General features: G+C 59.1%; 18 protein-coding genes. 13 read left to right on the forward strand and 5 right to left on the reverse strand.

All coding sequences use genetic code 11. From position 1 onward, the window contains the following. Positions 1 to 12 precede the first annotated feature (12 nt). The 4 genes from CAG02_RS02200 to CAG02_RS02215 are packed head-to-tail and all read right to left on the reverse strand — an operon-like array spanning position 13 to position 6129. Complete coding sequence (locus CAG02_RS02200) at positions 13 to 1227, reverse strand: hybrid sensor histidine kinase/response regulator (RefSeq protein ID WP_085709784.1); 1215 nt, start codon at positions 1225 to 1227, stop codon at positions 13 to 15. Beyond that, positions 1221 to 1814: a chemotaxis protein CheB gene (locus tag CAG02_RS02205; protein ID WP_085709783.1), complete on the reverse strand. Its 594-nt coding sequence runs from the start codon at positions 1812 to 1814 to the stop codon at positions 1221 to 1223. The genes CAG02_RS02200 and CAG02_RS02205 overlap by 7 nt, the downstream gene beginning before the upstream one ends. Next, a complete protein-coding gene (locus tag CAG02_RS02210; protein ID WP_085709782.1) occupies positions 1811 to 2644 on the reverse strand; it encodes a protein-glutamate O-methyltransferase CheR in 834 nt (277 codons plus the stop codon). The genes CAG02_RS02205 and CAG02_RS02210 overlap by 4 nt, the downstream gene beginning before the upstream one ends. Beyond that, on the reverse strand, positions 2644 to 6129 hold the full coding sequence (locus CAG02_RS02215) for a response regulator (protein ID WP_085709781.1): 3486 nt from the start codon (positions 6127 to 6129) through the stop codon (positions 2644 to 2646). Before CAG02_RS02215 ends, CAG02_RS02210 begins: the two co-directional genes overlap by 1 nt. Positions 6130 to 6392: 263 nt before the next feature. Between CAG02_RS02215 and CAG02_RS02220 the strand changes: the two genes are divergently transcribed. The 13 genes from CAG02_RS02220 (at position 6393) to CAG02_RS02280 (ending at position 23390) form a co-directional block, all read left to right on the forward strand. After that, the gene (locus CAG02_RS02220) at positions 6393 to 6758 is read left to right on the forward strand and encodes a response regulator (RefSeq protein ID WP_085709780.1); all 366 of its coding nucleotides are present in this window, start codon (positions 6393 to 6395) and stop codon (positions 6756 to 6758) included. Between the two features lie 202 nt (positions 6759 to 6960). Further along, positions 6961 to 10830 (forward strand): hypothetical protein, encoded by a 3870-nt coding sequence (locus tag CAG02_RS02225; protein ID WP_085709779.1) that lies wholly within the window; start codon positions 6961 to 6963, stop codon positions 10828 to 10830. Between the two features lie 82 nt (positions 10831 to 10912). Next, on the forward strand, positions 10913 to 12202 hold the full coding sequence (locus CAG02_RS02230; protein WP_085709778.1) for a glycosyltransferase: 1290 nt from the start codon (positions 10913 to 10915) through the stop codon (positions 12200 to 12202). Positions 12203 to 12351: 149 nt separating this feature from the next. Beyond that, positions 12352 to 13230, forward strand: coding sequence for a phospholipase (locus CAG02_RS02235; protein ID WP_085709777.1), 879 nt, complete (start codon positions 12352 to 12354; stop codon positions 13228 to 13230). Between the two features lie 52 nt (positions 13231 to 13282). Continuing rightward, a complete protein-coding gene (locus tag CAG02_RS02240; RefSeq protein ID WP_085709776.1) occupies positions 13283 to 14188 on the forward strand; it encodes an AraC family transcriptional regulator in 906 nt (301 codons plus the stop codon). A 227-nt stretch (positions 14189 to 14415) separates the two neighbouring features. Beyond that, positions 14416 to 15726: a sugar ABC transporter substrate-binding protein gene (locus CAG02_RS02245; protein ID WP_085709775.1), complete on the forward strand. Its 1311-nt coding sequence runs from the start codon at positions 14416 to 14418 to the stop codon at positions 15724 to 15726. A 154-nt stretch (positions 15727 to 15880) separates the two neighbouring features. Continuing rightward, entirely contained in the window at positions 15881 to 16807 is a 927-nt protein-coding gene (locus CAG02_RS02250; RefSeq protein WP_085709774.1) for a carbohydrate ABC transporter permease, read from the forward strand. Between the two features lie 8 nt (positions 16808 to 16815). Further along, entirely contained in the window at positions 16816 to 17646 is an 831-nt protein-coding gene (locus CAG02_RS02255) for a carbohydrate ABC transporter permease (RefSeq protein ID WP_085709773.1), read from the forward strand. Between the two features lie 23 nt (positions 17647 to 17669). Next, on the forward strand, positions 17670 to 18773 hold the full coding sequence (locus CAG02_RS02260; RefSeq protein ID WP_085709772.1) for an ABC transporter ATP-binding protein: 1104 nt from the start codon (positions 17670 to 17672) through the stop codon (positions 18771 to 18773). Between the two features lie 16 nt (positions 18774 to 18789). Further along, positions 18790 to 20262, forward strand: coding sequence for a mannitol dehydrogenase family protein (locus CAG02_RS02265; protein ID WP_085709771.1), 1473 nt, complete (start codon positions 18790 to 18792; stop codon positions 20260 to 20262). A gap of 14 nt (positions 20263 to 20276) precedes the next feature. Then, positions 20277 to 21773 (forward strand): xylulokinase, encoded by a 1497-nt coding sequence (xylB, locus tag CAG02_RS02270; RefSeq protein ID WP_085709770.1) that lies wholly within the window; start codon positions 20277 to 20279, stop codon positions 21771 to 21773. Between the two features lie 13 nt (positions 21774 to 21786). Beyond that, a complete protein-coding gene (locus CAG02_RS02275; protein ID WP_085709769.1) occupies positions 21787 to 22725 on the forward strand; it encodes a carbohydrate kinase in 939 nt (312 codons plus the stop codon). A gap of 44 nt (positions 22726 to 22769) precedes the next feature. After that, on the forward strand, positions 22770 to 23390 hold the full coding sequence (locus tag CAG02_RS02280; protein WP_085709768.1) for a hypothetical protein: 621 nt from the start codon (positions 22770 to 22772) through the stop codon (positions 23388 to 23390). A 144-nt stretch (positions 23391 to 23534) separates the two neighbouring features. Here the strand turns inward: CAG02_RS02280 and CAG02_RS02285 are convergent, their stop codons facing one another. Beyond that, on the reverse strand, positions 23535 to 24836 hold the full coding sequence (locus CAG02_RS02285; protein WP_085709767.1) for an OprD family porin: 1302 nt from the start codon (positions 24834 to 24836) through the stop codon (positions 23535 to 23537). Positions 24837 to 24915 lie beyond the last annotated feature (79 nt).

The following is a 24915-nucleotide window of genomic DNA, read 5'->3' on the forward strand; positions in this document are numbered from 1 at the left end:
ACGACCGTGTGGTCACTCAGAGGTTGCGTTTGTTTCGCCGTTTTCCTGGAGCGGCAGACAAACGCGAAACAGGGCGCCCTCGTTGATCCTGCTTTCGACGACGATTGAGCCGCCGTGGGCGGCGACGATCTGCTCGGAAATGAACAGACCCAGCCCGAGACCGGCGACCACCGTCTTGGCGGAAACCCGTTCAAACTGTTGAAAAATGCGCTTCTGGTTCTCCTCGCTGATGCCGATGCCCTGGTCCGCGACTTCGACCCGCGCCTCGTTACCTTCGCGATAAACCCGCACCTGCACCGGACTCTTGCCGCCATACCGCAAGGCGTTGGTCAGCAGGTTCGACACCACTTGCTCGATGCGGAACTCATCCCACTGCCCTTCCACCGCTTCTGTCGCGGTAAAGCTGACTTCGGTCTCGGCCGCTTCGATCTGCTGGGCGAAATTCTGCAGAAGGTTGCCCACCAGTTGCGAAAGATCGAAGCGACTCGGCCGGATCGAGAGCTTGCCGGTGCGGATCCGCGACACGTCGAGCATGTCCTCGATCAGGCGGATCAGGCTTTTGATCTGGCGCTCGTCGCGGTCGACCATGGCGTGCATCTTGTCGAGGGTGAAAGCAGCGGCGTTGTCCCGGGCCAGGTGCATCTTGCGCAGCTGCGTTTCGAGGATAAGGCCGTTGAGCGGCGTGCGCACTTCGTGGGCGACGATCGACATGAAATCGTCCCGCATGCGTACTGCCTGCTCCAGTTCGCCCTGGGTGCTTTGCAGTTGCTGCAACAGCGCTTCCTGTTCGCGACGGCTCTGCTCCAGCGCTTCGACCTGTTGCTTCATCGCCTTGCTCTGGCGATACAGGTCGACGAAGACGTTGACCTTGCTCTTCACCGCATGGATATCCAGCGGTTTGTGCAGGAAGTCCACTGCGCCGCTTTCATAGCCCTTGAACGCGTAGTTCAGCTCACGGCCGGCAGCGCTGACGAAAATGATCGGAATGTTCTTGGTCTTCTCGGTGCCGCGCATCAGTTCGGCCAGTTCGAAGCCGTTCATGCCGGGCATCTGCACATCGAGAATGGCCATGGCGAATTCGTGTTGCAGCAACAGCGATAGCGCTTCGTCTGCTGAAAGCGCTTTGTAAACGGTGCGGTCTTCGCGTTTGATCAGGGCTTCGAGAGCCAGCAGGTTCTCGGGCAGATCGTCGACGATCAGCAGTTTTGCCTGGATATTACTCAGCATGCGATTCGTTCCAGCTCGACAAGCAGACGGCCGATGCCGCGTATGGGAAGTATGTGATCCGGTTGATGAGTCTTCAATGCGGCCTCGGGCATGGTCGCTACCAGCGCGTCCTGCGGATCCTGAACGATGGTCAGCCCTCCCTGGCGTTTGACCTGGGCCAGACCTCTTGCGCCGTCGTGATTGGCTCCGGTCAGCAGCACGGCAGCCAGCGCCGGGCCGTAGACATCGGCAGCGGATTCGAACAGGAAGTCGATCGACGGCCGCGAATGGTGCAAACGGTCCTCCAGGCTCAACGACAAACTGCGATCCTGCTCCACTGACAGGTGATAACCCGGTGTGGCGAAATACACCGTGCCCGGGCTGATGTCCTGCTTATCGATGGCCTCGGTCACCGGCAACGCCACGCGCCGGGCGAACACCTCGGCAAGTTGGCTGCGTCGTTCTTCCGGCAGATGCAGCACGATGATGATCGGCAGACCGAAACCTGCCCGCAGTGAACCGAGCAGGGTCAGCAAGGCCTCGACGCCGCCGGCGGAAGCTCCGACCACAATCGCCTCGACTCGAGGCAAATCCGCTGCACTGTTCATGATTTGCGGTAGATCCGTTCTTGTTTCACCAAGGGTTCGAACTGGTTGGAGTAGCCGGAAAAATCCAAAGTTTCCTTGCTGCCCAGCACCAGAAATCCACGGTGGCACAGCGACTCATGGAACAACCCGAACGCCCGATCCTGGAGTTTTTTATTGAAATAAATCAATACGTTACGACATGAAATTAATTGAGTTTCAGAGAATACGCTATCCGTTGCCAGGCTGTGATCGGCGAAGGTCACGTTCTCGCACAGGCTCTTGTCGAAAATCGCGTAACCATACGCAGCCGTGTAGTAGTCGGCAAACGAGCGCTGACCGCCGGCCTGCTGGTAGTTGGCGGTGTAGGCGCGCACGTTCTCCATCGAAAAGATCCCCTGCTTGGCCTTGTCCAGCGAGCGCGGGTTGATGTCGGTGGCGTAGATGATCGTGCGGTCCAGCAGACCTTCTTCGCGCAGCAGGATCGCCATCGAGTAGACCTCCTCGCCAGTGCTGCACCCGGCGATCCAGATCTTGATCGACGGATAGGTCTTGAGCAGCGGCACCACTTCCTGACGGATCGCCAGGAAGTGCGACGGATCGCGGAACATCTCGCTGACCGGAATCGTCAGCAGCTGCAGCAATTGCATGAACGCCGTCGGGTCATGCAGGACCTTTTCCTGCAACGCCGAAATGGTCGCGCATTCGAACTGGCTCAGCGCATGTTGCACCCGGCGCTTGATCGATGCGCCGGAATAATCACGAAAGTCGTAGCTGTACTTGAGATAAATCGCCTCGATCAGCAACCGCAGTTCGATTTCACTGTTTCGTTCAATGTGATTACTACGTTCCACTAAATGCGTTCCATCTTCGGCAACCACACGCGAATCAGCGAGAACAGGCGATCCAGATCAATGGGCTTGGCCAGGTAATCATTGGCGCCCGCCTGCAGGCAGCGCTCCTGATCGTCCTTCATGGCCTTGGCCGTCACCGCGATGATCGGCAGCTTGCGCCAGCGCGGATCCTTGCGGATTTCCATGGTGGCTTCAAAACCATCCATTTCCGGCATCATCACGTCCATCAGCACCAGATCGATGTCCTCGACTTCTTTCAGTTTTTCAATCGCTTCACGGCCGTTCCGGCCGATCACCACAACTGCACCCTTGGTTTCCAGCGCGCTGGTCAGGGCGAAGATGTTACGCACATCGTCGTCCACCAGCAGCACTTTGCGGCCTTCGAAGACCTTGTCGCGGCTGCGCGCGGTTTTAAGCATCTTCTGCCGTTCATGGGACAACTGCGATTCGACTTTGTGCAGAAAGAGTGTGACCTCGTCCAGCAGGCGTTCCGGCGAGCGTGCGCCCTTGATGATGATCGAGCGCGAATACTTGCGCAGATCGGCCTCTTCATCGCGGGTCAGGTTGCGCCCGGTGTAGACGATGACCGGCGGGAACGAGCAGATGTCTTCGGTGGACATGCGCTTGAGCAGATCGTTGCCGAGCATGTCCGGCAGCTTCAGGTCGATGACCATGCAATCGAAGATCGTCGTGCGCAGCAGCTCCAGCGCATCCTGCGCCAGGCCGACGGCGGTGATTTCAATGTCGTCGTCACCGATCAGGCGGGCGATGCTTTCCCGTTGCAGATCGTCGTCTTCGACCAGCAGCACGCGTTTGACCTTCTGGGTCAGCTTGGCTTCAAGGCGCGCGAACACGTCCTTGAGCTCTTCCCGGGTGGTCGGCTTGACCGCGTATCCGATGGCGCCCATGTGCATGGCGGCCTCGACGCGATCTTCGACCGAAATCACGTGCACCGGGATGTGCCGGGTTTCAGCGTGTTCTTTCAGGCGTTGCAGAACGGTCAGGCCCGAGTGATCCGGCAGGCGCATGTCCAGCAGGATCGCATCCGGAACGAACTCTTTCGCCAGGTCATAACCTTCGTCGGCTCCGTGGGCGACCAGACACTGATAGCCCAGTTCATGGGCCAGGTCGTAGAGGATATGGGCAAAGTTCGGCTCGTCTTCCACCACCAGAATGCAGCGGGTGTCGAACGGGGCCTTGTTGCGGTCGTCGTTGAAGCGCGGGATATCCGCGGAGGCCACCGGCGAAACCGCCACCACCGGCGCGGCAACTGGTGCGGGCGGGGTAAACGTCAGCGGTGCGAACGCCGTTTCACCCTCTTCGCTGTATTGCTGCGGCAATACCAGGGTAAACACACTGCCCTGCCCCGGTGCGCTGCTGACGCTGATCGAACCGCCCAGCAACATCGCCAGATCCCGGGAAATCGAAAGCCCCAGACCGGTGCCGCCGTACTTGCGGTTGGTGGTGCCGTCGGCCTGGCGGAAAGCCTCGAAAATGCTTTCCTGCTGGTCCTGCGCAATCCCGATCCCCGAGTCGCGCACGATAAAGGCAATGCGATCGTCCGGCTGGCCCGCGATGGTCAGGCTGACCGTGCCGTGCTCGGTGAATTTCACGGCGTTGGACAGCAGGTTCTTGATCACCTGCTCCAGACGCTGGCGGTCGGTGAACAGGGTAATCGGCGCATCCGGTTGCAACTCGACGCTGAACGTCAGTTTCTTGTCTGCGGCCAGTGGTTCGAACACGCTGCGCAGACCATCGGCCAGACGCGCCACGCTGGTGTTTTCCGGAACCACTTCAAGTTTGCCGGCTTCCACCTTGGAAATGTCGAGAATGTCGTTGATCAGGTTGAGCAGGTCGTTGCCGGCGGAATAGATCGATTCGGCAAACTTCACCTGCTCGGCGCTGAGATTTTCCTGCGGGTTTTCCGCCAGCAATTTGGCCAGGATCAGCGAACTGTTCAGCGGCGTGCGCAGTTCGTGGGACATGTTGGCGAGGAATTCGGACTTGTACTTGCTCGAACGCTGCAGCTCTTCGGCGCGCTCTTCCAGTTGCACCTGAGCCTGATTCAGTTCGGTGTTCTTCTGGTCCATGGCGTCGCGTTGCTCGGCCAGGGTCTGGGCCTGTTCGGCCAGTTGCTCGTTGGTCTGTTCCAGCTCGACTTGCTGGGTTTCCAGGTGCGCTTGGGATTCCTTGAGAATCCGCGACTGCTCTTCCAGTTCTTCGTTGGCGGTTTTCAGTTCTTCCTGCTGCACCTGCAACTCTTCGTTGAGCTGTTGGGTTTCGGCCAGGACTTCCTGCAGACGCTGACGATAACGCGCCGCTTCGATGGAGGTGCCGATGTTGCCGGCAATCAGCTCCAGCAGCGCCACATCGCGCTCGGTCAGCGGACGCAGGAAACCCAGCTCAATCACACCGTTGACCCGGTCGTCATCGCTGGTCGGCACCACCAGCACACTGTGCGGCAGGCCTTCGCCCAGACCGGAGCTGACCTTGAAGTAATCGGCCGGCACCGAATCGAGGCGAATCAGCCGCGCCTGCTGCGCGGCCTGGCCGACGATGCCTTCGTCGCTATAGAGAGATTGTTCCTGTTGTTCCTGCTCGCGAGAGAAACCGTAAGTCGCCACGCGCTTCAGGCCGCCATGTTCTTCACGCACGTACAACGCCGCGACGGCAGTGCCCAGGTATTGCGCACAAAATTGCAGGATGTTGCGCCCCAACAGATTGAGCGTCAGTTGCCCCAGCACCTGCTCGGCCAGTTCGGTCTGGCCCGTGCGCAGCCAGGCTTGCTGCGAGAGACGTTCAGCACTGGCCAGTTGCGCGGCAAGGTTGGCGCTATAACTGTTGGACAGGCTGACCAGATCGCGCCGGCCAATGTAGGCCAGCAAACCGCTGATGCCGGCGATGAACAACAGATAGAGGCTGATGCTCCAGATCGTGGTCCGGCGCACTTCTTCGTTGCGCGTGGTGCGCAATGTCTGCTCGGTGTCGATCACGTCATCGAATTGCTTGCGGATCTCATCGGTCAGGCGCTTGCCGCGCCCGGCCTTGACCGCAGCCTTGTAGTCGCCGCTGGCGCGCTGCAAGTCGATCATCGATTGCGCGTAGGTCGCCCACTCGGTCTGCAGCGCCTGCAAGCGGCGCAAGCGATCGGTCTGCACCGGGTTGTCGGCAGTCAGTTCAAGCAAGGTATTGAGCGCCACGGCGATGCGAGGCTTGGCCGTTTCATAGGGATCGAGGAAGTGCTCGTCGCCGCTGAGCAGGTAGCCGCGCATGCCGGTTTCCAGATCGACCGTGAGCTTTACCGCTTCGTTGGCGTTATTGATCACCCGGTCGGTGTGCTCCACCCACTGGATGACCGACAGCAAATAAGTGATCAGCGACACGAAGAACACGGCACTGATCGCACCGACGCCCAGTGGCAGCGCGATGTTGCGGGTCAGCAGTTTGCGAAACCGTGATTCATCAACCGAAGACGGAGAGGACATGTGGCAGCCTTGTCGAACTGTTGAAAACCAGGGAGTTTGCCCCAAAACGGCGGCATGGATCCATTTTTCTCACAGTCTTAGCACTGTTTTCCCACATTTGCCTGCGCCGGATCGCCAGCCAACGGTTATCCTTGCCCGCCCGTTTGCGCCTATTCTTTTTTGTATCCATCCGGGAACTTGTGGCCATGCGCCACTTACTCATGCAAGAGCCCGGCAATTTTGATCGACCGGCGCCCCGTCCCCCATTCTTGAGAGCCGCCACTATGTCCACCACCGCGTCCACCATCCTTGTAGTAGAAGACGACACCATCGTGCGCATGCTGATCGTCGACGTGCTGGAGGAACTGGACTTCAAGGTGCTGGAGGCGGACGGCAGCGAACAGGCCCTGGCGATCATCAAGGACGAGAATCAGCACATCGATCTGATGATGACCGACGTCGGGCTGCCGATCATGGATGGCCGTCAACTGGCCACCGAGGCCCGCAACATTCGCCCTTCACTGCCGATTCTGTTTGCCAGCGGATATGCCGAAACCATTGAAGTGCCGGCGGACATGCATGTGATTGGCAAACCGTTCTCGATCGATCAACTGCGTGACAAGGTCAAAGCGGTTATCGGGCAATCCTGAAGCCGGAACTTCAAATCCGGAAATAAGCATGGGCAGACTTTCAATCTGCCCAGACTAACTTTGAAACGACCCACAACTTCCCGGCAGCCACAGAAGCCAATTATTCTGAGGCCGGCCCGAAGTTATCGGTTTATTGAAATATAAACTTTCATTCCAACTTCGAGGAGCCTCGCCCTGCCCACAACTCAAGGAAGACTTGCTCATGCAACCTGCACAGAGCGGAAGCCTGCTGGATATCGATAATGTTGCACTTGATTCCGCGCATTTAACTGAACGCCGAATCGCTGATCAGACAGAACAGTCCAATATTGTTTCAACACTTTCCGACATTGCAGCGAAACGCGAAGATGCCGCCCCTGTAGACCTGCACTTCATCACTGTCTCGCGGGTATCGGACAGTGCCTTTGATAACGCTGTGGAGTTTGCCCGCGTTGCTTTGGCGAAGATGCTGGAGACCGATGATTTTCTGTTTCTTGCGGAAAAACATGCACTACCCGCTGGTGCACCAGTGTGCATCGACAAAAACGCCAGGCTCAACGTACAGATCAATGACGCCTGGCTCGATATCACCCATGACGCGGTGATTACTGCCGACCTGCAAGAAGACATCTTTACATTGGGTGAATGTGCGGAGAAAACCGGTGGCCAAGTGTTCTCCTCAAAGGTGTTCGGCCTTGAACAGTGGCTGAACTTCCATCATTACGCACTGCCCGCCACTGTTGCTGAAGTACGTGAATTGATTGCCTGGCTGGCGTTTCAAATGCCGGACAGCCCGGCGACCGGCGATTATCACGAGCTGTTGATGGCGCCTGCGGACTCGGCATACCACTTGAGCGAGACCGATCGAGCAACGATCAGGCAAATCGCCAGGGACACGACCCGAAACCGCATCAGCCTCCTGCAACATATCGCCACTGCGGAATTCGCCTCGCTCCCGGCCGCGACTCGGCGCGAACAGGCGGCCACTTATCTGGACCACTTTTTGCAGACCCCCGAGGCCGGAGCACTGGGCATTCACCTGCATGACCGCCTCGGATGGCATCTGGAGCAAGACGATCACGACATCGCGGCACGACAGAACAAGTGCCTGGTGGCCACCGCACTGATTCTCGATCTGGGATTCGAGGTCGAGCGGCACGCCAACGTCATTGCCGGTTTTCATCTGTATCACCCTGATAACGCCTCGAAAACTGCCCCTCAGGTGGTTGAAGCACTGGAATGGCAACTGACTCGTGAAGCGCAATTGCCATCGGCTTATGCGCCCCTGGCTGCCCATTTGCTGCTGGCCTGCGCTGCGCCACAACTGCTGATTCAGCAGACGCCCGCCGAGTTGACGATCGGCAAGCCTGGCTGGGTGATCGTGTCCCAGGCGGTCGCACTGGTCGAGCTCACGGCGCCAGGGGCATCGCGCCTGATGACCTACGACCGGATCAAGGCGTTTTCCGAACTGGCGCCTGTCAGTCCCGTCCAGCGAACGCTGCAGGAGTTGGCGACCATCACGCCCATTCTCCAGTGGGCGAGGCTCAACGGGGTCTTGCCCGAGACAAACGGCAGTGATGATGACGTGCACGCATTTACCACCGCCGCCAGCCGTTTCAGCCAGTACGTGGAAGCGTTGAACGAAGTCGAAACAGGCATCGCGATTGTTCCGCCTGATCGACGGCAACTGGCGCTGCAAGAGTTGAAACGGGTCATGCCGGACGGCCGTTACCTTGAACAACAGGTATTCCGGGCCAACTACGATGTTGCGCTTGGCGAGCGCAGTGCACTGGAATGGCTGACTCTTTTTTTCCCCTCCAGCGAGGGAAATGTGAAAGACACTTCTGCAGCAGGCAGATTGCGTGTCTCGATTCTCGACCTTTACATGTCGGGTGATCTGGTCATCAACGGCAAACTCACCGACAAGTTTGTCAGCACCGCAAACTTCAACCCGCCGCAGAATGCTTTTTCTCGACTCGGCGAACTGAAACCGATCGACGCCTTATTTGAAAAATCATTCGACCAATATCATCTGACGCTCAAGAAAATCCAGGCCTCGATTCTCAAAATGGCAGTGTCCAACTTGCCGGAAGCTGACAGGACGATGATCGCCAATGGCTTTATTACGTTATACACCGTCAGGGAATCGGTTAATCCCCTCAACCCGTTTGAAGAAACCCAGCGCCAGCGAAACGCAGCCAAGGGGCGCTACGGCCTTATTATCGGATGCCAGCATGAAAAGGCGTTTCGCTGTTATGAGCTGTTTACTCTCAGAGGATTGTGTCTTGAGCGCCCGGAACTGGCCGACATGTTGCGGTCCAGCGGCACAATGTTCGAAGACGCTTCGCTGGAGTATGACGGCAAGGACACGGACTTCCAGCCAAAGAAACCTGCACAACAATGGCCACTCGACGTTGATGCCTACCTGAAGGGCGATGCACCGAAACCTGGAGCGTCGTCCCGTGTGGTCGTGGAAAAGCTCTGGCGTTTCTTCCTCGTCTCGGATGAAGTTCAGCCAATCCCGCTGTTCTTTTCCCGGGCATACGAGGCCCTGGCCGACGGCGTTCTGGGCAATCACCCGGTAGCGACTCGCGACGAACTCTACTCATCGCTGTACGCACCGACCGAACTGCAAAAAATTCGCGCTAACAACAATCAGATCAATGAGGCCGTTATCAATGTGATCGTGCCGTTCAAGAAATGCATTGAAGACATCCGCTCAGGCGATGCGGAGCGGGTATCCGAAGGCATTGGCGGCTGCATTCTTGATGGCCTGGCTTTGCTGGGGCTGGTGGTCGGCTTTGGTGCCACGGTCGTGGGCATCGTCGGCAAGACAACGTCGACCACCGCCAAGGCATTGAGCATCGCCAAGGCGGGCGTCCACTTGTCGGTATCGCTCTTCAATCCCCTGGATGGTTTACCGGCGCTGGCAGTGCAAGGTGGGCGTCTGGCCAAGCGTGGCGTTCTGCTTTTGAGCAAACACGGGCTCAGTGTGGTGGAAACCGCCACCGGGCAACTGCGCAAACTGACCGGCAGCGCCCAGTCCTACGATTTGATCAAGGCCGCGCAAAAAACCGATTTGTTTCAGGGCACCTGGAAAGCGGCGGACAATCTGGGCGATCCGGTCAACCTTCTGGCGCTGCAGCGAAACAGTGACTGGTATGCGCTGAACCTGAGGGTCGGAGGCGCGTGGGGGCCGAAGTTGAGAAATCTGAAGGTGTCGCCCTTGGCGCCACTTCGGCGGCTTTTCGGTCGTGCGAAGCCTTTCAGTTACACCCAGGGTTATGTGAAAAAAGCGCTGCCGGCTGCCAAATCGAAACTCGCCAACGCAACGTTGATGCTACTGGATAACGACAACGCTGACATGCGAGCCATCCTCAAGCATGTTTTCGGCAATGATTCGGATGAGGTTCTCAGGCATGTGAAGAACAACCTGCAGAACATGCGCAAAGATCTGGACTTCATCACACAGGCAAACATCACTTACGAAAAAGGTTCAGAAGCCCTCGCGGGGTTGCGCCCGGAGGCTTACCGACGCTGGAAGGCCAGCATTCTCGACGGCTCGTACCTGAAGAATCCGCCCGAGCAGTTTCTGGTGATCTATCCCGAAGGGCTGGACGAATTTTACCGTATGACGAAGTACGACGATGGCCGGATCGGCGATGCACTGATTCATGAACTGGCTCACGGCGCGCCGGATACCCTGGACCTTTATTACGGCAAAGTGAAAGGGGGCCACACTGCCCCTTCCGAGTTTGATGTGGCTGGCCTGCTCCAACTGGGCAGCGCCAAGGACACCAAATCGGTCAGCCCCAATAACCTTGCGAACCTGCAGCATACGAGTGCATATGGCGAAGGGCTTGCGTATTTCGATGCCATTTCCGACACCTTGCCTGATCTGGTGCGACGGCATCCGGCACTGCATAACGCGGATTCTTACTCACTGGCCGTTTCCCTGCTCAATCAGGCACGCAATCATCCGGCGGGTTTTTTGCTCAATCTCGACAAAATTCGTCGCGGGGTGAAAAACACCTCGAACCTAGGCTTTATCAAGGGTTCTCTGCGAGTCAATCTGAGCAGCGCATCCTTCTGATAAAAACGCATCACTTGGCGCGCGGGTTATGCTCTAATTCGCGCGTTTTTTATTCCCCTCTTGCCGCCCGGAATCGTTTCTCATGAGTCAGCCCGCAACCAAAGTCCTCGTCATTGGTTACGTGTGGCCGGAACCCCGCTCCTCCGCGGCAAGCGGGCATGTGATGCAGATTCTCGAGACCTTCCTGCAACAAGGCTGGCAAATCACCTTTGCCAGCCCTGCCGGCACTGGTGAGCATCGCGCCGATCTGACTGCATTGGGCATCCGCGAAGTCCCTATCGAACTGAACAACAGCAGTTTCGACACCTTCATCAGCGAACTCGCCCCTGATATCGTGCTGTTCGACCAGTTCATGATCGAAGAGCAATTCGGCTGGCGCGTGGAAAAACACTGCCCTGATGCATTGCGTGTTCTGGAAACTTCGGATCTGCAAAGCCTGCGACATGCCCGGCACCAGCGGTTGAAGGATCGACTCAAGCTCAGTGATGACGCCAACGATTTTGATCAGCTGTTTGCCCCGGCGCTGGTCGAAGAGTTCGAGCTGATGGCTGACACCGACCTGGCCAAACGCGAGATCGCCGCGCTCTACCGCTGCGATCTGAACCTGATGATTTCGCAGGTGGAAATCGAGTTGCTGGTAAAGCAGTTCAAGCTGCCACCCGAGTTGTTGCACTGGTGTCCCTTGATGATCGCCCCCCCGAGCGCACCAGCGAAACCCTTTGAAGAGCGCGTGCATTTCCTCAGTATCGGCAACTTCCGTCACGCGCCGAACTGGGACGCGGTCTTGTGGATGAAAACGACCGTCTGGCCGCTGATCCGCGAACAACTGCCAAAAGCACAATTGCACATCTACGGCGCCTACACGCCGCCCAAGGCTGCAGCCTTGCACAATGCCGCGCAGGGCTTTCACATCATGAACTGGGCGGAAGATGCATTGCAGGTCATGTCCGATGCACGCATCTGCCTGGCGCCTTTGCGTTTCGGCGCCGGCATCAAGGGCAAGTTGATCGACGCCATGCTCTGCGGAACCCCAAGTGTCACCACGCCGATTGGTGCTGAAGGCATGCACACCGATCAGCCATGGCCAGGCGCTGTCTGCCGTACGGCGCAGGATCTGGCCAATGCTGCTGTCGAACTCTACCGCGACGAGGTCCGTTGGCACGCCGCGCAATCTCAAGGGTACACGCTACTCAAGGACATTTATCAGCAGGCCTTACATGGACCGGCGCTGATCAACAAACTGCTGGACTGTCGCGAAAACATTGCCGAGCTAAGAAGGAACAACTTTACCGGCAGCATGTTGCGACATCACTCGCACAAGAGCACGCAATACATGGCGCAGTGGATTGAAGCCAAAAACTCGAACAAATAACTCATCTTTTAAATGTATAAACACAACAACCAACAACTTGCATCAATCGATACATAGTCACACCAAAGCTAAAACACTATAAACATCCTGCCCGCGCCATTCTCGTTATTAAAGAGTGGCGCCACAATCAACTTATGCAGGATGCATGCATGACCGACATCAATAACTACGCCCCCCATAACTGGATGGCGTCGACACCGTCCATTGACTCACTTTCGATATCCGAACTGACGCTGCCGGGAACCCACAACGCCGGCAGCGACTGGCGCGCCAGTTATCCCGTGTTCGGCCCGCCCCGTCATTGGCTGGCCTGTCAGCATGATTCGTTTCACGCCCAACTGCACCATGGTGCGCGGGTGCTGGACATTCGCCTGGTCTACGAAGCAAAAGCAGAGGGCGTCGGCAGATTCCGTGCTCACCATGGCGGGCACCGCAACTCCCGAACCCTGGGCAACCTGATCACCGATGTAGAAAACTTTCTGAAGCAAAACCCGGACGAGTTCATTGTTCTGGACTTTCACAGTCTCGACGGCAACGACTTCGACTATGAATACTTCAATAAAATGTTGACTCATCTGTTCGGTCACCGTTTGATTCCGAGCAGAAACCTGAGCGCCAGTCTCGGGCAACTTAAACACATCAGCAAAGAGCAACGTGTTTTCGTCGCCGCACGCTCACATTGGCAACTTGATCACCATGTGTTCATCGATCAAATCAACCATCAATGGTCGGGCAGCGATCTGACCGGCTCGGCGGAGTTGAAACAGTTCATCGGCAATGTCCTGAAATCCCCACCTGGGTCGTGGAAACCCTGGTCGCTGTCGGCCACCAGTTTCACCGCACTGGGTGGCCCGGTTGATATTCATAGGGAACTGAACGAGTGGTTTGATCCGAACAACAGTGATTGGGCAATGAAGTGCAACGTCATCAACGTCGACTTCATCGAAGAGAGCAGCATCGTGTCGTTCTGCCGTGCCGTGAATCAAACCAAGGCCCACCAGCGCCCTGCTGATCGCCTGCTGGCGTAACGGGCGCACAAAGAGGCATGATCGCCAGGCGATAACAAAAAAGCGCCCGACCATGACCCGAACCGCCCGCGTGACCGACCCCTCTTACGAGCTGATGGATGACCACAACGGGTTGTCCATCATCTATCGCCAGCACGGCTTCCCCTGCCCGCTGGTGCGCTGGCATTTTCACAAGGAATACGAACTGCATTTGATCGTGGCCAGTTCGGGCAAGGTGTTCATCGGCGACTACATCGGCAACTTCTACCCCCAGACGCTGTTCCTCACAGGCCCGAATCTGCCGCACAACTGGATCAGCCAGGTGGCCGAGGACGAAGTGGTCGAGAAGCGCGACATGCTGGTCAACTTCACCGATGAACTGTTCGAAAGCGGTCATCAGGTGTTCGCCGAACTCAAGACCCTGGCGCCGCTGCTTGAGCGTGCGCAGTACGGCATCGAATTCCGCTCACCGCAGACGATTCGTCAGGCCATGACCCTGATGCAACGCATTGCCGATTCAAGCGGCATCACCCGTCTCGGGCACTTTTTCATCCTGATGGAATTGCTGGCGGCCACCGATGACTACCAACTGCTGTCCGGCGCAACCACCCCGCAACTGGCAGACGAACACAACATCGACCGCACCAACCGTGCGGTGGATTACATCTTCGCCCACTACGCCCGCGAACTGCCGCTGGAGGAAGTCGCCGAGCACCTGGGGATGAAGCCGACCTATTTCAGCCGCGTGTTCAAGCAAGCCACGGGGCGCAATTTCATCGAGTTCGTCAATCGCCTGCGCATCAGCAAATCCTGCGAACTGCTGGCGGACGGTGACAAACCGGTGACCGAGGTGTGTTTCGAGTCGGGCTTCAACAACATCTCCAATTTCAATCGACGCTTTCAACAGCTCAAAGGCATGACGCCTTCGCATTACCGGCGGCTGGTGGTGCAGCGCCTGACCGAACAGAACCACGGCTGACTTCCGAAAACCTGTACGGTTTCATCAACCCTGACCTGCTGAAATCCCCTTCCCTGCGTTAATCACTCCAATCCCGAGTGCAAAAAAGTATCGATTCAAGTGCTAGGGATGATTTGTCAGCCCTGCGATTGAAGGCTGTAATCAGTGCACATTCTTCCTGCAGCCGGAAGACACAAAAACAATAACCGTCCTTCTGTCCCCCTCCGGGTGCAGAAAAGGAGTGCACGATGCAACCCACTGCAAAAGCTCTGCTTGCCCTCACCTGCATGACCCTCAGCAGCGTCAGCCTTGGCGCCCAGACCCTGACCATTGCCACCGTCAACAACAGCGACATGATCCGCATGCAAAAGCTCTCGAAAACCTTCGAGACCGAGCACCCGGACATCAAGTTGAACTGGGTCGTGCTGGAAGAAAACGTCCTGCGTCAGCGCCTGACCACCGACATCGCCACCCAGGGCGGGCAGTTCGACGTGTTGACCATCGGCATGTACGAAGCCGCACTCTGGGGCGCCAAAGGCTGGCTGGAGCCGATGAAGGATCTGCCGGCCAGCTACGCCCTCGACGATGTGTTCCCGTCGGTGCGTGAAGGCCTGTCGGTCAAGGGTTCGCTGTACGCCCTGCCGTTCTACGCCGAAAGCTCCATCACCTATTACCGCACCGACCTGTTCAAGGACGCCGGCCTGACCATGCCCGAGCGTCCGACCTGGGAGCAGATCGCCGGCTTCGCCGAAAAGCTCACCAACAAGGACAAGGAACAATACGGCATCTGCTTGCGTGGCAAAGCTGGCTGGGGCGAGAACATGGCGCTGATCACCACCGTGGCCAACGCCTACGGCGCACGCTGGTTCGATGAGCAGTGGAAACCCGAATTCAGTGGCCCGGAATGGAAGAACGCGCTGAACTTCTACGTCGACACCATGAAAAAATCCGGCCCACCGGGCGCATCGAGCAACGGTTTCAACGAGAACCTCGCGCTGTTCAACAGCGGCAAATGCGCGATCTGGGTCGATGCCAGCGTCGCCGGCTCGTTCGTCACCGACAAGACCCAGAGCAAGGTCGCCGATCACGTCGGCTTCACCTACGCGCCACATCAGGTCACCGACAAGGGTTCTGCGTGGCTGTACTCGTGGGCGCTGGCGATTCCGACCAGCTCCAAGGCCAAGGACGCCGCCAAGGAGTTCAGCGCCTGGGCCACCTCCAAGGAGTACGGCGAACTGGTCGCCAAGACCGACGGCATCGCCAACGTACCGCCGGGCACTCGCGCCTCGACCTACAGCGAGGCTTACATGAGCGCAGCGCCGTTTGCCAAGGTGACGCTTGAATCGCTGAAAGCGGCCGACCCGAGCAAACCGACCCTCAAGCCCGTGCCTTACATCGGCATTCAACTGGTGACCATTCCCGAGTTCCAGGGCATCGGCACCCAGGTCGGCAAGCTGTTTTCGGCCGCGCTGATCGGCCAGACCACGGTCGACCAGGCCCTGGCCGCCGCGCAGCAAACCACCGAACGCGAGATGAAGCGCGCGGGTTATCCGAAGTAATCCGCAAAGCTCGCTCCTGCCTCCTGTGGGAGCGGGCTTGCTCGCGAAAGCAATCTGACATTCAACATTGATGTCGACTGAAAGTCCGCTTTCGCGAGCAAGCCCGCTCCCACAGGGGATCTTCATAGGTCTGTATGACTCGGTTGTGATCCTCATGAATACTTCAACTGCCAAAGCCCACATCGACCTGTCGCAACCCCGGCGCAAAAACCGCGTGGCCAATCCCGGCTGGTTTCTGGTCAGCCCTTCGGTAGCCCTGTTGCTGCTGTGGATGATCGTGCCGCTGGGCATGACCGTCTATTTCTCGACGATCCGCTACAACCTGCTCGACCCGGGTATCAACGAGTTCGTCGGGCTGGATAACTTCACCTACTTTCTGACCGATTCGGGCTTCCTGCCCGGCGCCACCAACACCTTGCTGCTGGTGGGCAGTGTGTTGCTGATCAGCGTGGTGTTCGGCGTGTTGATCAGTGCGTTGCTGGAAGCCAGCGAGTTCTTCGGTCGCGGCATCGTGCGGGTGATGCTGATTTCGCCGTTCTTCATCATGCCCACAGTCGGTGCGCTGATCTGGAAAAACCTGATCTTTCACCCGGTCTCCGGGATCCTCGCCTACCTCTGGAAGCTGTTCGGCGCGCAACCGGTGGACTGGCTGGCGCACTACCCGCTGCTGTCGATCATCATCATTGTGTCGTGGCAATGGCTGCCCTTCGCCATCCTGATCCTGATGACCGCCATGCAATCCCTCGACCAGGAACAGAAAGAAGCCGCCCGCCTCGACGGCGCCGGTCCCGTCGCGATCTTCTGGCACCTGACCCTGCCGCATCTGGCGCGACCGATTGCCGTGGTGGTGATGATTGAAACCATCTTCCTGCTGTCGGTGTTCGCCGAAATCTTCACCACCACCAACGGCGGCCCCGGCTACGCGTCGACCAACCTCGCCTACCTGATCTACAACCAGGCGCTGGTGCAGTTCGACGTCGGCATGGCCTCGGCCGGCGGCCTGATCGCCGTGGTCATCGCCAACATCGCCGCGATCATTCTGGTGCGGATGATCGGCAAAAACCTGACTGACAAAGCCTGAGGCCTGCCATGACTCTTCAACAATCCCGCCGGCTGCAAAGCCTGCTGCTCGGCACGCTGGCCTGGGCCATCGCGATCATCATTTTCTTCCCGATCTTCTGGATGGTGCTGACCAGTTTCAAGACCGAAATCGACGCCTTCGCCACGCCGCCGCAGTTGTTCTTCACGCCGACGCTGGAGAACTACCTGCACATCAACGAGCGCAGCGATTACTTCAGTTTCGCCTGGAACTCGGTGGTGATCTCCTTCAGCGCTACCGCCCTGTGCCTGCTGATCGCGGTGCCTGCGGCCTACTCGATGGCGTTCTACGAAACTCAGCGCACCAAGGGCACGCTGCTGTGGATGCTCTCCACCAAAATGCTGCCGCCGGTGGGCGTGCTGATGCCGATCTACCTGCTGGCCAAGAGTTTCGGCCTGCTCGACACGCGCATCGCGCTGATCGTGATCTACACGCTTATCAACCTGCCGATCGTGGTCTGGATGGTTTACACCTATTTCAAGGACATTCCCAAAGACATCCTCGAAGCCGCCCGCCTCGACGGCGCCACCCTCGCTCAGGAAATGCTCCGCGTGCTGCTGCCGATCGCCAAGGGCGGCCTCGCCTCGACGGTGCTGCTGTCGCTGATCCTGTGCTGGAACGAAGCGTTCTGGTCACTGAACCTGACCTCGTCCAAAGCCGCGCCACTGACCGCGCTGATCGCCTCCTACTCAAGCCCCGAAGGCTTGTTCTGGGCCAAGTTGTCGGCCGTCTCGACGCTGGCCTGCGCGCCAATCCTGATCTTCGGCTGGATCAGCCAGAAACAACTGGTGCGCGGCCTGTCGTTCGGCGCCGTCAAATAAGAATTCGCATGAGGAGCGCCACCATGGCCAACCTGAAAATCAAGAATCTGCAAAAAGGCTTCGAAGGTTTTTCCATCATCAAGGGCATCGACCTTGAGGTGAACGACAAGGAATTCGTGGTGTTCGTCGGCCCGTCGGGCTGCGGCAAATCCACCCTGCTGCGACTGATCGCCGGCCTTGAAGAAGTCAGCGGCGGCACCATCGAACTGGACGGGCGCGACATCACCGAAGTCAGCCCGGCCAAGCGTGACCTGGCGATGGTGTTCCAGACCTACGCGCTGTACCCGCACATGACCGTGAAGAAAAACATGTCGTTCGCCCTCGATCTGGCCGGCGTACCGAAAGCCGAAGTCGAGAAGAAAGTCGGCGAAGCGGCGCGCATTCTCGAACTGGGCCCGATGCTGGAGCGTAAGCCAAAGCAGTTGTCCGGCGGCCAGCGTCAGCGCGTGGCCATCGGTCGGGCAATCGTGCGCAACCCGAAAATCTTTCTGTTCGACGAACCACTGTCCAACCTCGACGCCGCCCTGCGGGTGCAAATGCGCCTGGAACTGCTGCGCCTGCACAAGGACCTCAAAGCGACCATGATTTATGTGACCCACGATCAGGTCGAAGCCATGACCATGGCCGACAAGGTGGTGGTGCTCAATGGCGGCAAGATCGAGCAGGTCGGCTCGCCGCTGGAGCTGTATCACAACCCCGCCAACCTGTTCGTCGCCGGGTTCCTCGGCACACCGAAAATGGGCTTCCTCAAGGGCAAGATCGCCCGGATCGACGGCCCGAGCTGCGAAGTCTCGCTGGACGCCGGCACTCGCATCACCCTGCCGTTCAACGCGTCGAACCTGAGCGTCGGCAGCGCCGTGACCCTGGGCATTCGCCCGGAACATCTGGAACTGGCGCAACCGGGCGACTGCACCTTGCAAGTCACCGCCGACGTCAGCGAACGACTGGGCAGCGACACCTTCTGCCACGTCAAGACCAACGCCGGCGAAGCCCTGACCATGCGCGTGCGCGGTGATCTGGCGAGCCGTTATGGCGAACAACTGAACCTGCACCTGGACGCCGCCCACTGCCATCTGTTCGATGCCGACGGCGTGGCGCTGACCCGCCCGTTGCGCGCCGCCGCCTGATTTCGAGACTGATCCGATGAAACTCAACAAGCAAAACCTCAACCGCCTCGCCGCCGAAGTGAAACTGCCGGCCTACAGCCTCAGCGACACCCGCCAGGGCATTGCCCACATCGGCGTCGGCGGCTTCCATCGTGCGCATCAGGCGTATTACACCGACGCGCTGATGAACACCGGCGAAGCGCTGGACTGGGCCATTTGCGGTGTCGGCCTGCGCGCCGAAGACCGCCGCGCCCGGGACGATCTCAAGGAACAGGATTACCTGTTCACCCTGTTCGAATTGGGTGACAGCGACGACACCGAAGTCCGCGTCATCGGCGCGATCCGCGACATGCTGCTGGCCAGCGACAGCGCCCAGGTGCTGATCGACAAACTCGCCGATCCGCAGATCCGCATTGTCTCGCTGACCATCACCGAGGGCGGCTATTGCATCGACGACAGCAACGGCGAGTTCATGGCGCACCTGCCACAGATTCAGCACGACTTGACCTACCCGCAGCAGCCGCAAACCGTGTTCGGTTTCCTTTGCGCGGCGCTGGCCAAGCGACGCAAAGCAGGCATTCCAGCGTTCACCGTGATGTCCTGCGATAACCTGCCGCACAACGGCGCTGTCACCCGCAAGGCACTGCTGGCCTTCACCGCGCTGCTGGACCCTGACCTGCGCGACTGGATCGACGCCAACGTCAGCTTCCCCAACGCCATGGTCGATCGCATCACGCCGATGACCAGCACCGCGCATCGCCTGCAACTGGCGGACAAACACGCCGTCGACGACGCCTGGCCGGTGGTGTGCGAACCGTTTGTGCAGTGGGTGCTGGAAGACAAGTTCGTCAACGGCCGCCCGGCCTGGGAAAAGGTCGGTGTGCAGTTCACCGACGACGTTTCGCCCTACGAAGAGATGAAGATCAAGCTGCTCAACGGCAGTCATCTGGCCCTGACCTATCTGGGCTTTTTGAAGGGCTACCGTTTCGTTCATGAGACCATGAACGACCCGTTGTTCGTGCGTTACATGCGCGCCTACATGGACCTGGACGTGACCCCGCAACTGGCGCCGGTGCCGGGCATCGACCTGACCGAGTACAAGAACACGCTGGTGGCGCGGTTTTCCAATCAGGCGATTGCCGATCAGCTTGAGCGGGTGTGTTCGGATGGTTCGTCGAAGTTTCCCAAGTTCACCATTCCGACGATCAATCGGTTGATTGCCGATGGACGCGAGACCAAGCGTGCGGCGCTGGTGGTGGCGGCCTGGGCGCTTTATCTGAAGGGCGTGGACGAGAATGGCGACATTTACTCGATTCCGGATCCTCGGGCGGCGTTTTGTCAGGCGTTGGTGGCGGAGGATGCGCTGATTACTGAGCGATTGTTGGGGGTTGAGGAGATTTTCGGGGGGGCAATTCCGCGTTCGGCGGAGTTTGTCGCGGCGTTTGAGTGGTGTCTGAACAGCTTGCGTGAAGAAGGTGTGACGCGGACGCTGGAAAGTATTCTGTCCTGACGGGTGAAGCACTCATGACAACCCGACAACTCTTCCTCGGCATCGACTGCGGCACCCAAGGCACCAAAGCCATCATCCTCGACGCCACCAGCGGCCAGGTGCTAGGCCAGGGCGCCGCCGCCCACACGATGATCAGCGGCGCCAATGGCCGCCGCGAGCAGGACACAGCGCAGTGGCTGGAAGCCTTCGCCCTCGCCACCCGGCGTGCGTTGCTGGCGGCAAATGTCGACGGCCAGTCGATCCTCGGCATCGGTGTTTCCGGCCAGCAACACGGTCTGGTGCTGCTCGACGAGCAAGGCCAGGTCCTGCGCCCGGCCAAGCTCTGGTGCGATACCGAAACCACGGCGGAAAACGACCGTCTGCTGACTTGGCTGGGCGGCGAAAAAGGCTCGCTGGAACGCCTCGGCGTGGTGATTGCGCCGGGTTACACCGTGTCCAAACTGTTATGGACCAAAGAACAACACCCCGCCGTATTCTCACGGATCGCCAAAATCCTGCTGCCCCACGACTACCTGAACTTCTGGCTCACCGGCCGAAGCTGCAGCGAATACGGCGACGCATCCGGCACCGGTTACTTCAACGTACGCACCCGCCAATGGGATCTGCAACTGCTGCGCGACATCGACGCCAGTGGCCGCCTGCAAGCGGCGCTGCCAGAGCTGATCGACGCCCATCAAGCGGTCGGTACGATCCTGCCGGCGATTGCCGAACACCTGGGCATTAACCCCAACGCGCTGGTGTCCAGCGGTGGCGGCGACAACATGATGGGCGCCATCGGCACCGCCAATATTCAACCGGGGGCGATCACCATGAGCCTCGGTTCTTCCGGCACGGTGTACGCCTACGCCGAGGCGCCGAAAGTCAGCCCGGATGCTTCGGTCGCGACTTTCTGTTCGTCCAGCGGCGGCTGGCTGCCATTGATCTGCACCATGAACCTGACCAACGCCACCGGGGCGATTCGCGAACTGTTCGATCTCGATCTCGACGCTTTCAATGCCTTGGTTGCCCAGGCCCCGATCGGTGCCGAGGGCGTGAGCATGCTGCCGTTCCTCAACGGCGAACGCGTGCCTCCCCTGCCCCACGCCACCGGCAGCCTGCACGGCCTGACGATCGATAACCTGACGCAAGCCAATCTGTGCCGCGCCGCCGTCGAAGGCACCACCTTCGGCCTGCGTTTCGGACTGGATCTGTTGCGCCAGAATGGTTTACAAAGCCGCAGCATTTGCCTGATCGGCGGCGGCTCGAAAAGTGCGGTGTGGCGGCAGATCGTCGCCGACATCATGAACACCCCGGTGATCTGCACCGAACAAAGCGAAGCCGCCGCCCTCGGTGCGGCGATTCAGGCCGCATGGTGCAAGTCGTGGTCCAACGGCCACGAAGACACCCTGGCCGACCTGTGCGAGCGCTGCGTGAAGCTCGACCTGAACAGTGAAACCCTGCCGGTTGCCACGAATGTCGCGGCTTTCCAGCAGGCCTATGAACGCTATCGACTGCATGTCGCAACCTTATAAAGAGCAAACAACTATGTACCTGGTGTGTGGCGAAGCGCTGTTCGATTTCTTCAGCGAAGACGATGCCGGCGGGCAGGCGTCGAAAGTCAATTTCAAGGCGATTGCCGGTGGCTCGCCGTTCAACGTGGCGGTGGGTTTGCGTCGCCTGGGCGTGGACTCGGCGCTGTTCGCCGGGCTGTCCACCGATTACCTGGGCCGGCGCTTGCAGCAGGTGCTGCAGGACGAAGGCGTACGCCCGGATTACCTGGTGGATTTCGCCGCGCCGACCACGCTGGCGATGGTCGCGGTGGGCGCCAATGGCTCGCCGCATTACAGCTTCCGGGGCGAAGGCTGCGCTGACCGCCAGTTGAGCCTGGCGCATCTGCCGACGCTGGGGCCGGACGTGCGTGGTCTGCACTTCGGCTCGTTCTCGCTGGTGGTGCAACCGGTGGCGGATACCTTGCTTGCGCTGATTAAGCGCGAAAGCGGCAAACGCCTGATCAGCCTCGACCCGAACGTGCGCCTCAATCCCGAACCGAACATCGACCTGTGGCGTGAGCGGATCGCCACGCTGGTCCAGTTGGCGGACCTGATCAAGGTCAGCGACGAGGATTTGAGCCTGCTGTACCCCGAGCAGGATCCGCAGCGCGTCATCGAAGGCTGGCTGCAGCATCGCTGTCAGGTGGTGTTCCTGACCCGTGGCGGTGAAGGCGCGACCGTGTTCAGCCGCGCTCATGGCTCATGGTCGGTGCCGGCAAGCTCGGTGAAGATTGCCGATACCGTCGGCGCGGGCGATACCTTCCAGGCCGCGTTGATCACCTGGCTGACTGAACATGAACTGGATTCGGTGGACGGCGTACAGCATCTGAATCGCGAGCAGATCGACGCCATGCTCAGGTTTGCCGTACAGGCGGCCGCCCTGACGTGCAGCAAGACAGGTCCGGATTTGCCTTATCGCCACCAGTTGACCTGACCGCGTAGACTGGCGCCCTTTTTTGCACGACGGGATGACGGCTTTTGAATTCGGGGCGTACGGTTGGACTGTTGGTATTGGCGGCATTGTTGAGCGGTTGCGGAACATCGCCGCCGCGTTCACCGGAAAACCTCTGCGAGATTTTCCGTGAGAAAAGTGATTGGTACGACGCCGCGCAAGTCACGCAAAAGCGCTGGGGCGTGCCGATCCAGGTGCCGTTCGCGATCATGTATCAGGAGTCCGGCTACCGCTACGACGCCAAGACGCCGCGCAAATACCTGTTGTGGGTGATCCCGTGGGGACGCGTCACGACCGCAGCGGGTTATGCGCAGGCCAAGGATGAAGTCTGGGCCGACTACCAGAAAAGCACCGGCCGCCACGGCGCCGACCGCGAAGACTTCGATGACGCCATCGACTTTGTCGGCTGGTACATGGATAAGACCACGTCGATCAACGGCGTGTACAAGTACGACGCCTACAACCAGTACCTCAACTACCACGAGGGCTGGGGCGGTTTCCGGCAGAAGACCTACGCCAGCAAGGCGTGGCTGCCGCCGGTGGCGCGCAAGGTGCAGAACCGTTCGGACATGTACGGCCAGCAATACGCGGCGTGCAAGGATGATTTGAATCGCGGGTTCTGGAGCCGGTTCTGGCATTGGCTCTGACCCTCGGAGCCCTTAAGGACGCATTCGCGAGCAAGCTCGCTCCCACAGGGATTTAGAGTGACCACAATTTAGTGAGCACCCGGGAAACCTGTGGGAGCGAGCTTGCTCGCGATGGCGTCAGCTCAGACACCGCCGACCTATGGGTTACAACACCGAAAAGTTGTAACTCACGATCAACCGGGTCTCATCCACGTCCCGGGCGAACTTCTCGTAGTTCGTCCGATACGTCGCGTTACGCAGACGCAGGCTGACGTCCTTGAACGTGCCGCTCTGGATCACGTACTTCAACTCGCTGTCGCGTTCCCACTCTTTGCCTTCCTGATCGCTGCCCGGGACCTTGATGTGATCGCCGTTCACGTAACGGGTCAGGAAACTCAGGCCGTTGATACCGATGGCCTTGAAGTCATAGTCGTAACGCAGCTGCCAGGAACGTTCCTGCGCGGCGGCGAAGTCGTTGACCTGCACGTAGTTCACAAGGTACGGGTTGCTGCCATCGAGGTACGGCATCGAGTTGTCGCCGTTCATGCGCTGCCAGCCGGCGCTGAAGGTGTGGCCGCTGATGCCGTAGGACAGCATGCCGCTCAGTGCGCGGTTATCGATGGAACCCGCTTTGGCATCACCGCTATCAGCGCTCTTGAGCAAGCGCAGATCGGCTTTCAACACACCATCGCCCAGCGGCTGGTTGGCCAACAGACCCACGAAGTGCTGACGATAGATGTCTTCCAGTTCGGCGTAGTGGTACTGCGCGGTCAGACGATCGTTGATCTTGTAGTCGAAGCCGTACATGTCGAAATGATCGGCGGTGGTGTTGCACGCATAGCGCTTGTTCTTGCAGTGCACGCGGATGTCCTGGGAATCGGTCGAGTCCCGGGCGGTGTACTTGTCCAGGCGTGCGGCCATGAAGGTCAGGTCCTTCACCTCTTTGGAGGTCAGCATCGCGCCGTTGAACATGGTCGGCAGCAGACGGCCGTCGTTGTACTTGAGCAGCGGCAGATCCGGCAGCAACGCGCCGTATTTCAGCACCGTATCCGAGACTTTCACTTTGGCGGTCAGGCCCATTTTCGCGTACTGGCCTTTCGAACCGCGCGGATTCTCGCCGCTGGACGGCAGCAGGCCGCTGTTGCTGCGGTCGGGGCTGGAATCGAGCTGGAAGCCCGCCATGCCCAGCGCATCGATGCCGAAACCTACGGTGCCTTCGGTGTAACCCGATTGCAGATTGAGAATGAAGCCTTGAGCCGACTCTTCGCGCTTGGACGCGCCTTGATCGCTGGAGGTGTGCCCATCACGGAAATCGCGGTTGAAGTACACCGTACGCGATTCGATCTTCGCCGTGGTGTCTTCGAAGAAACCGCCGGCCTGAGCCTGTGCGGTAAAACCGGCGCACAGCACCAGGGCTCCGAAGCCAAACGACTGGCGCGGGGTGATGAGGGGAAATGGGGGACGCATTGAAAACTCCAACAGAACAACGATTGCGCAGTCGCGCAAACAACCAGAAATAGCTCCCGTCCCGGCACAGTGAAGAGCC

Source organism: Pseudomonas sp. R43(2017), assembly GCF_002112345.1.
In the GTDB taxonomy this organism is placed as follows: domain Bacteria; phylum Pseudomonadota; class Gammaproteobacteria; order Pseudomonadales; family Pseudomonadaceae; genus Aquipseudomonas; species Aquipseudomonas kribbensis.

Coding starts and splice junctions, on each gene's coding strand:
- CAG02_RS02200 (WP_085709784.1), bottom strand. CDS start 1,227: ATGCTGAGTAATATCCAGGCAAAACTGCTGATCGTCGACGATCTGCCC.
- CAG02_RS02235 (WP_085709777.1), top strand. CDS start 12,352: ATGACCGACATCAATAACTACGCCCCCCATAACTGGATGGCGTCGACA.
- CAG02_RS02230 (WP_085709778.1), top strand. CDS start 10,913: ATGAGTCAGCCCGCAACCAAAGTCCTCGTCATTGGTTACGTGTGGCCG.
- CAG02_RS02260 (WP_085709772.1), top strand. CDS start 17,670: ATGGCCAACCTGAAAATCAAGAATCTGCAAAAAGGCTTCGAAGGTTTT.
- xylB (WP_085709770.1), top strand. CDS start 20,277: ATGACAACCCGACAACTCTTCCTCGGCATCGACTGCGGCACCCAAGGC.
- CAG02_RS02205 (WP_085709783.1), bottom strand. CDS start 1,814: ATGAACAGTGCAGCGGATTTGCCTCGAGTCGAGGCGATTGTGGTCGGA.
- CAG02_RS02220 (WP_085709780.1), top strand. CDS start 6,393: ATGTCCACCACCGCGTCCACCATCCTTGTAGTAGAAGACGACACCATC.
- CAG02_RS02285 (WP_085709767.1), bottom strand. CDS start 24,836: ATGCGTCCCCCATTTCCCCTCATCACCCCGCGCCAGTCGTTTGGCTTC.
- CAG02_RS02245 (WP_085709775.1), top strand. CDS start 14,416: ATGCAACCCACTGCAAAAGCTCTGCTTGCCCTCACCTGCATGACCCTC.
- CAG02_RS02275 (WP_085709769.1), top strand. CDS start 21,787: ATGTACCTGGTGTGTGGCGAAGCGCTGTTCGATTTCTTCAGCGAAGAC.
- CAG02_RS02215 (WP_085709781.1), bottom strand. CDS start 6,129: ATGTCCTCTCCGTCTTCGGTTGATGAATCACGGTTTCGCAAACTGCTG.
- CAG02_RS02255 (WP_085709773.1), top strand. CDS start 16,816: ATGACTCTTCAACAATCCCGCCGGCTGCAAAGCCTGCTGCTCGGCACG.
- CAG02_RS02250 (WP_085709774.1), top strand. CDS start 15,881: ATGAATACTTCAACTGCCAAAGCCCACATCGACCTGTCGCAACCCCGG.
- CAG02_RS02225 (WP_085709779.1), top strand. CDS start 6,961: ATGCAACCTGCACAGAGCGGAAGCCTGCTGGATATCGATAATGTTGCA.
- CAG02_RS02265 (WP_085709771.1), top strand. CDS start 18,790: ATGAAACTCAACAAGCAAAACCTCAACCGCCTCGCCGCCGAAGTGAAA.
- CAG02_RS02240 (WP_085709776.1), top strand. CDS start 13,283: ATGACCCGAACCGCCCGCGTGACCGACCCCTCTTACGAGCTGATGGAT.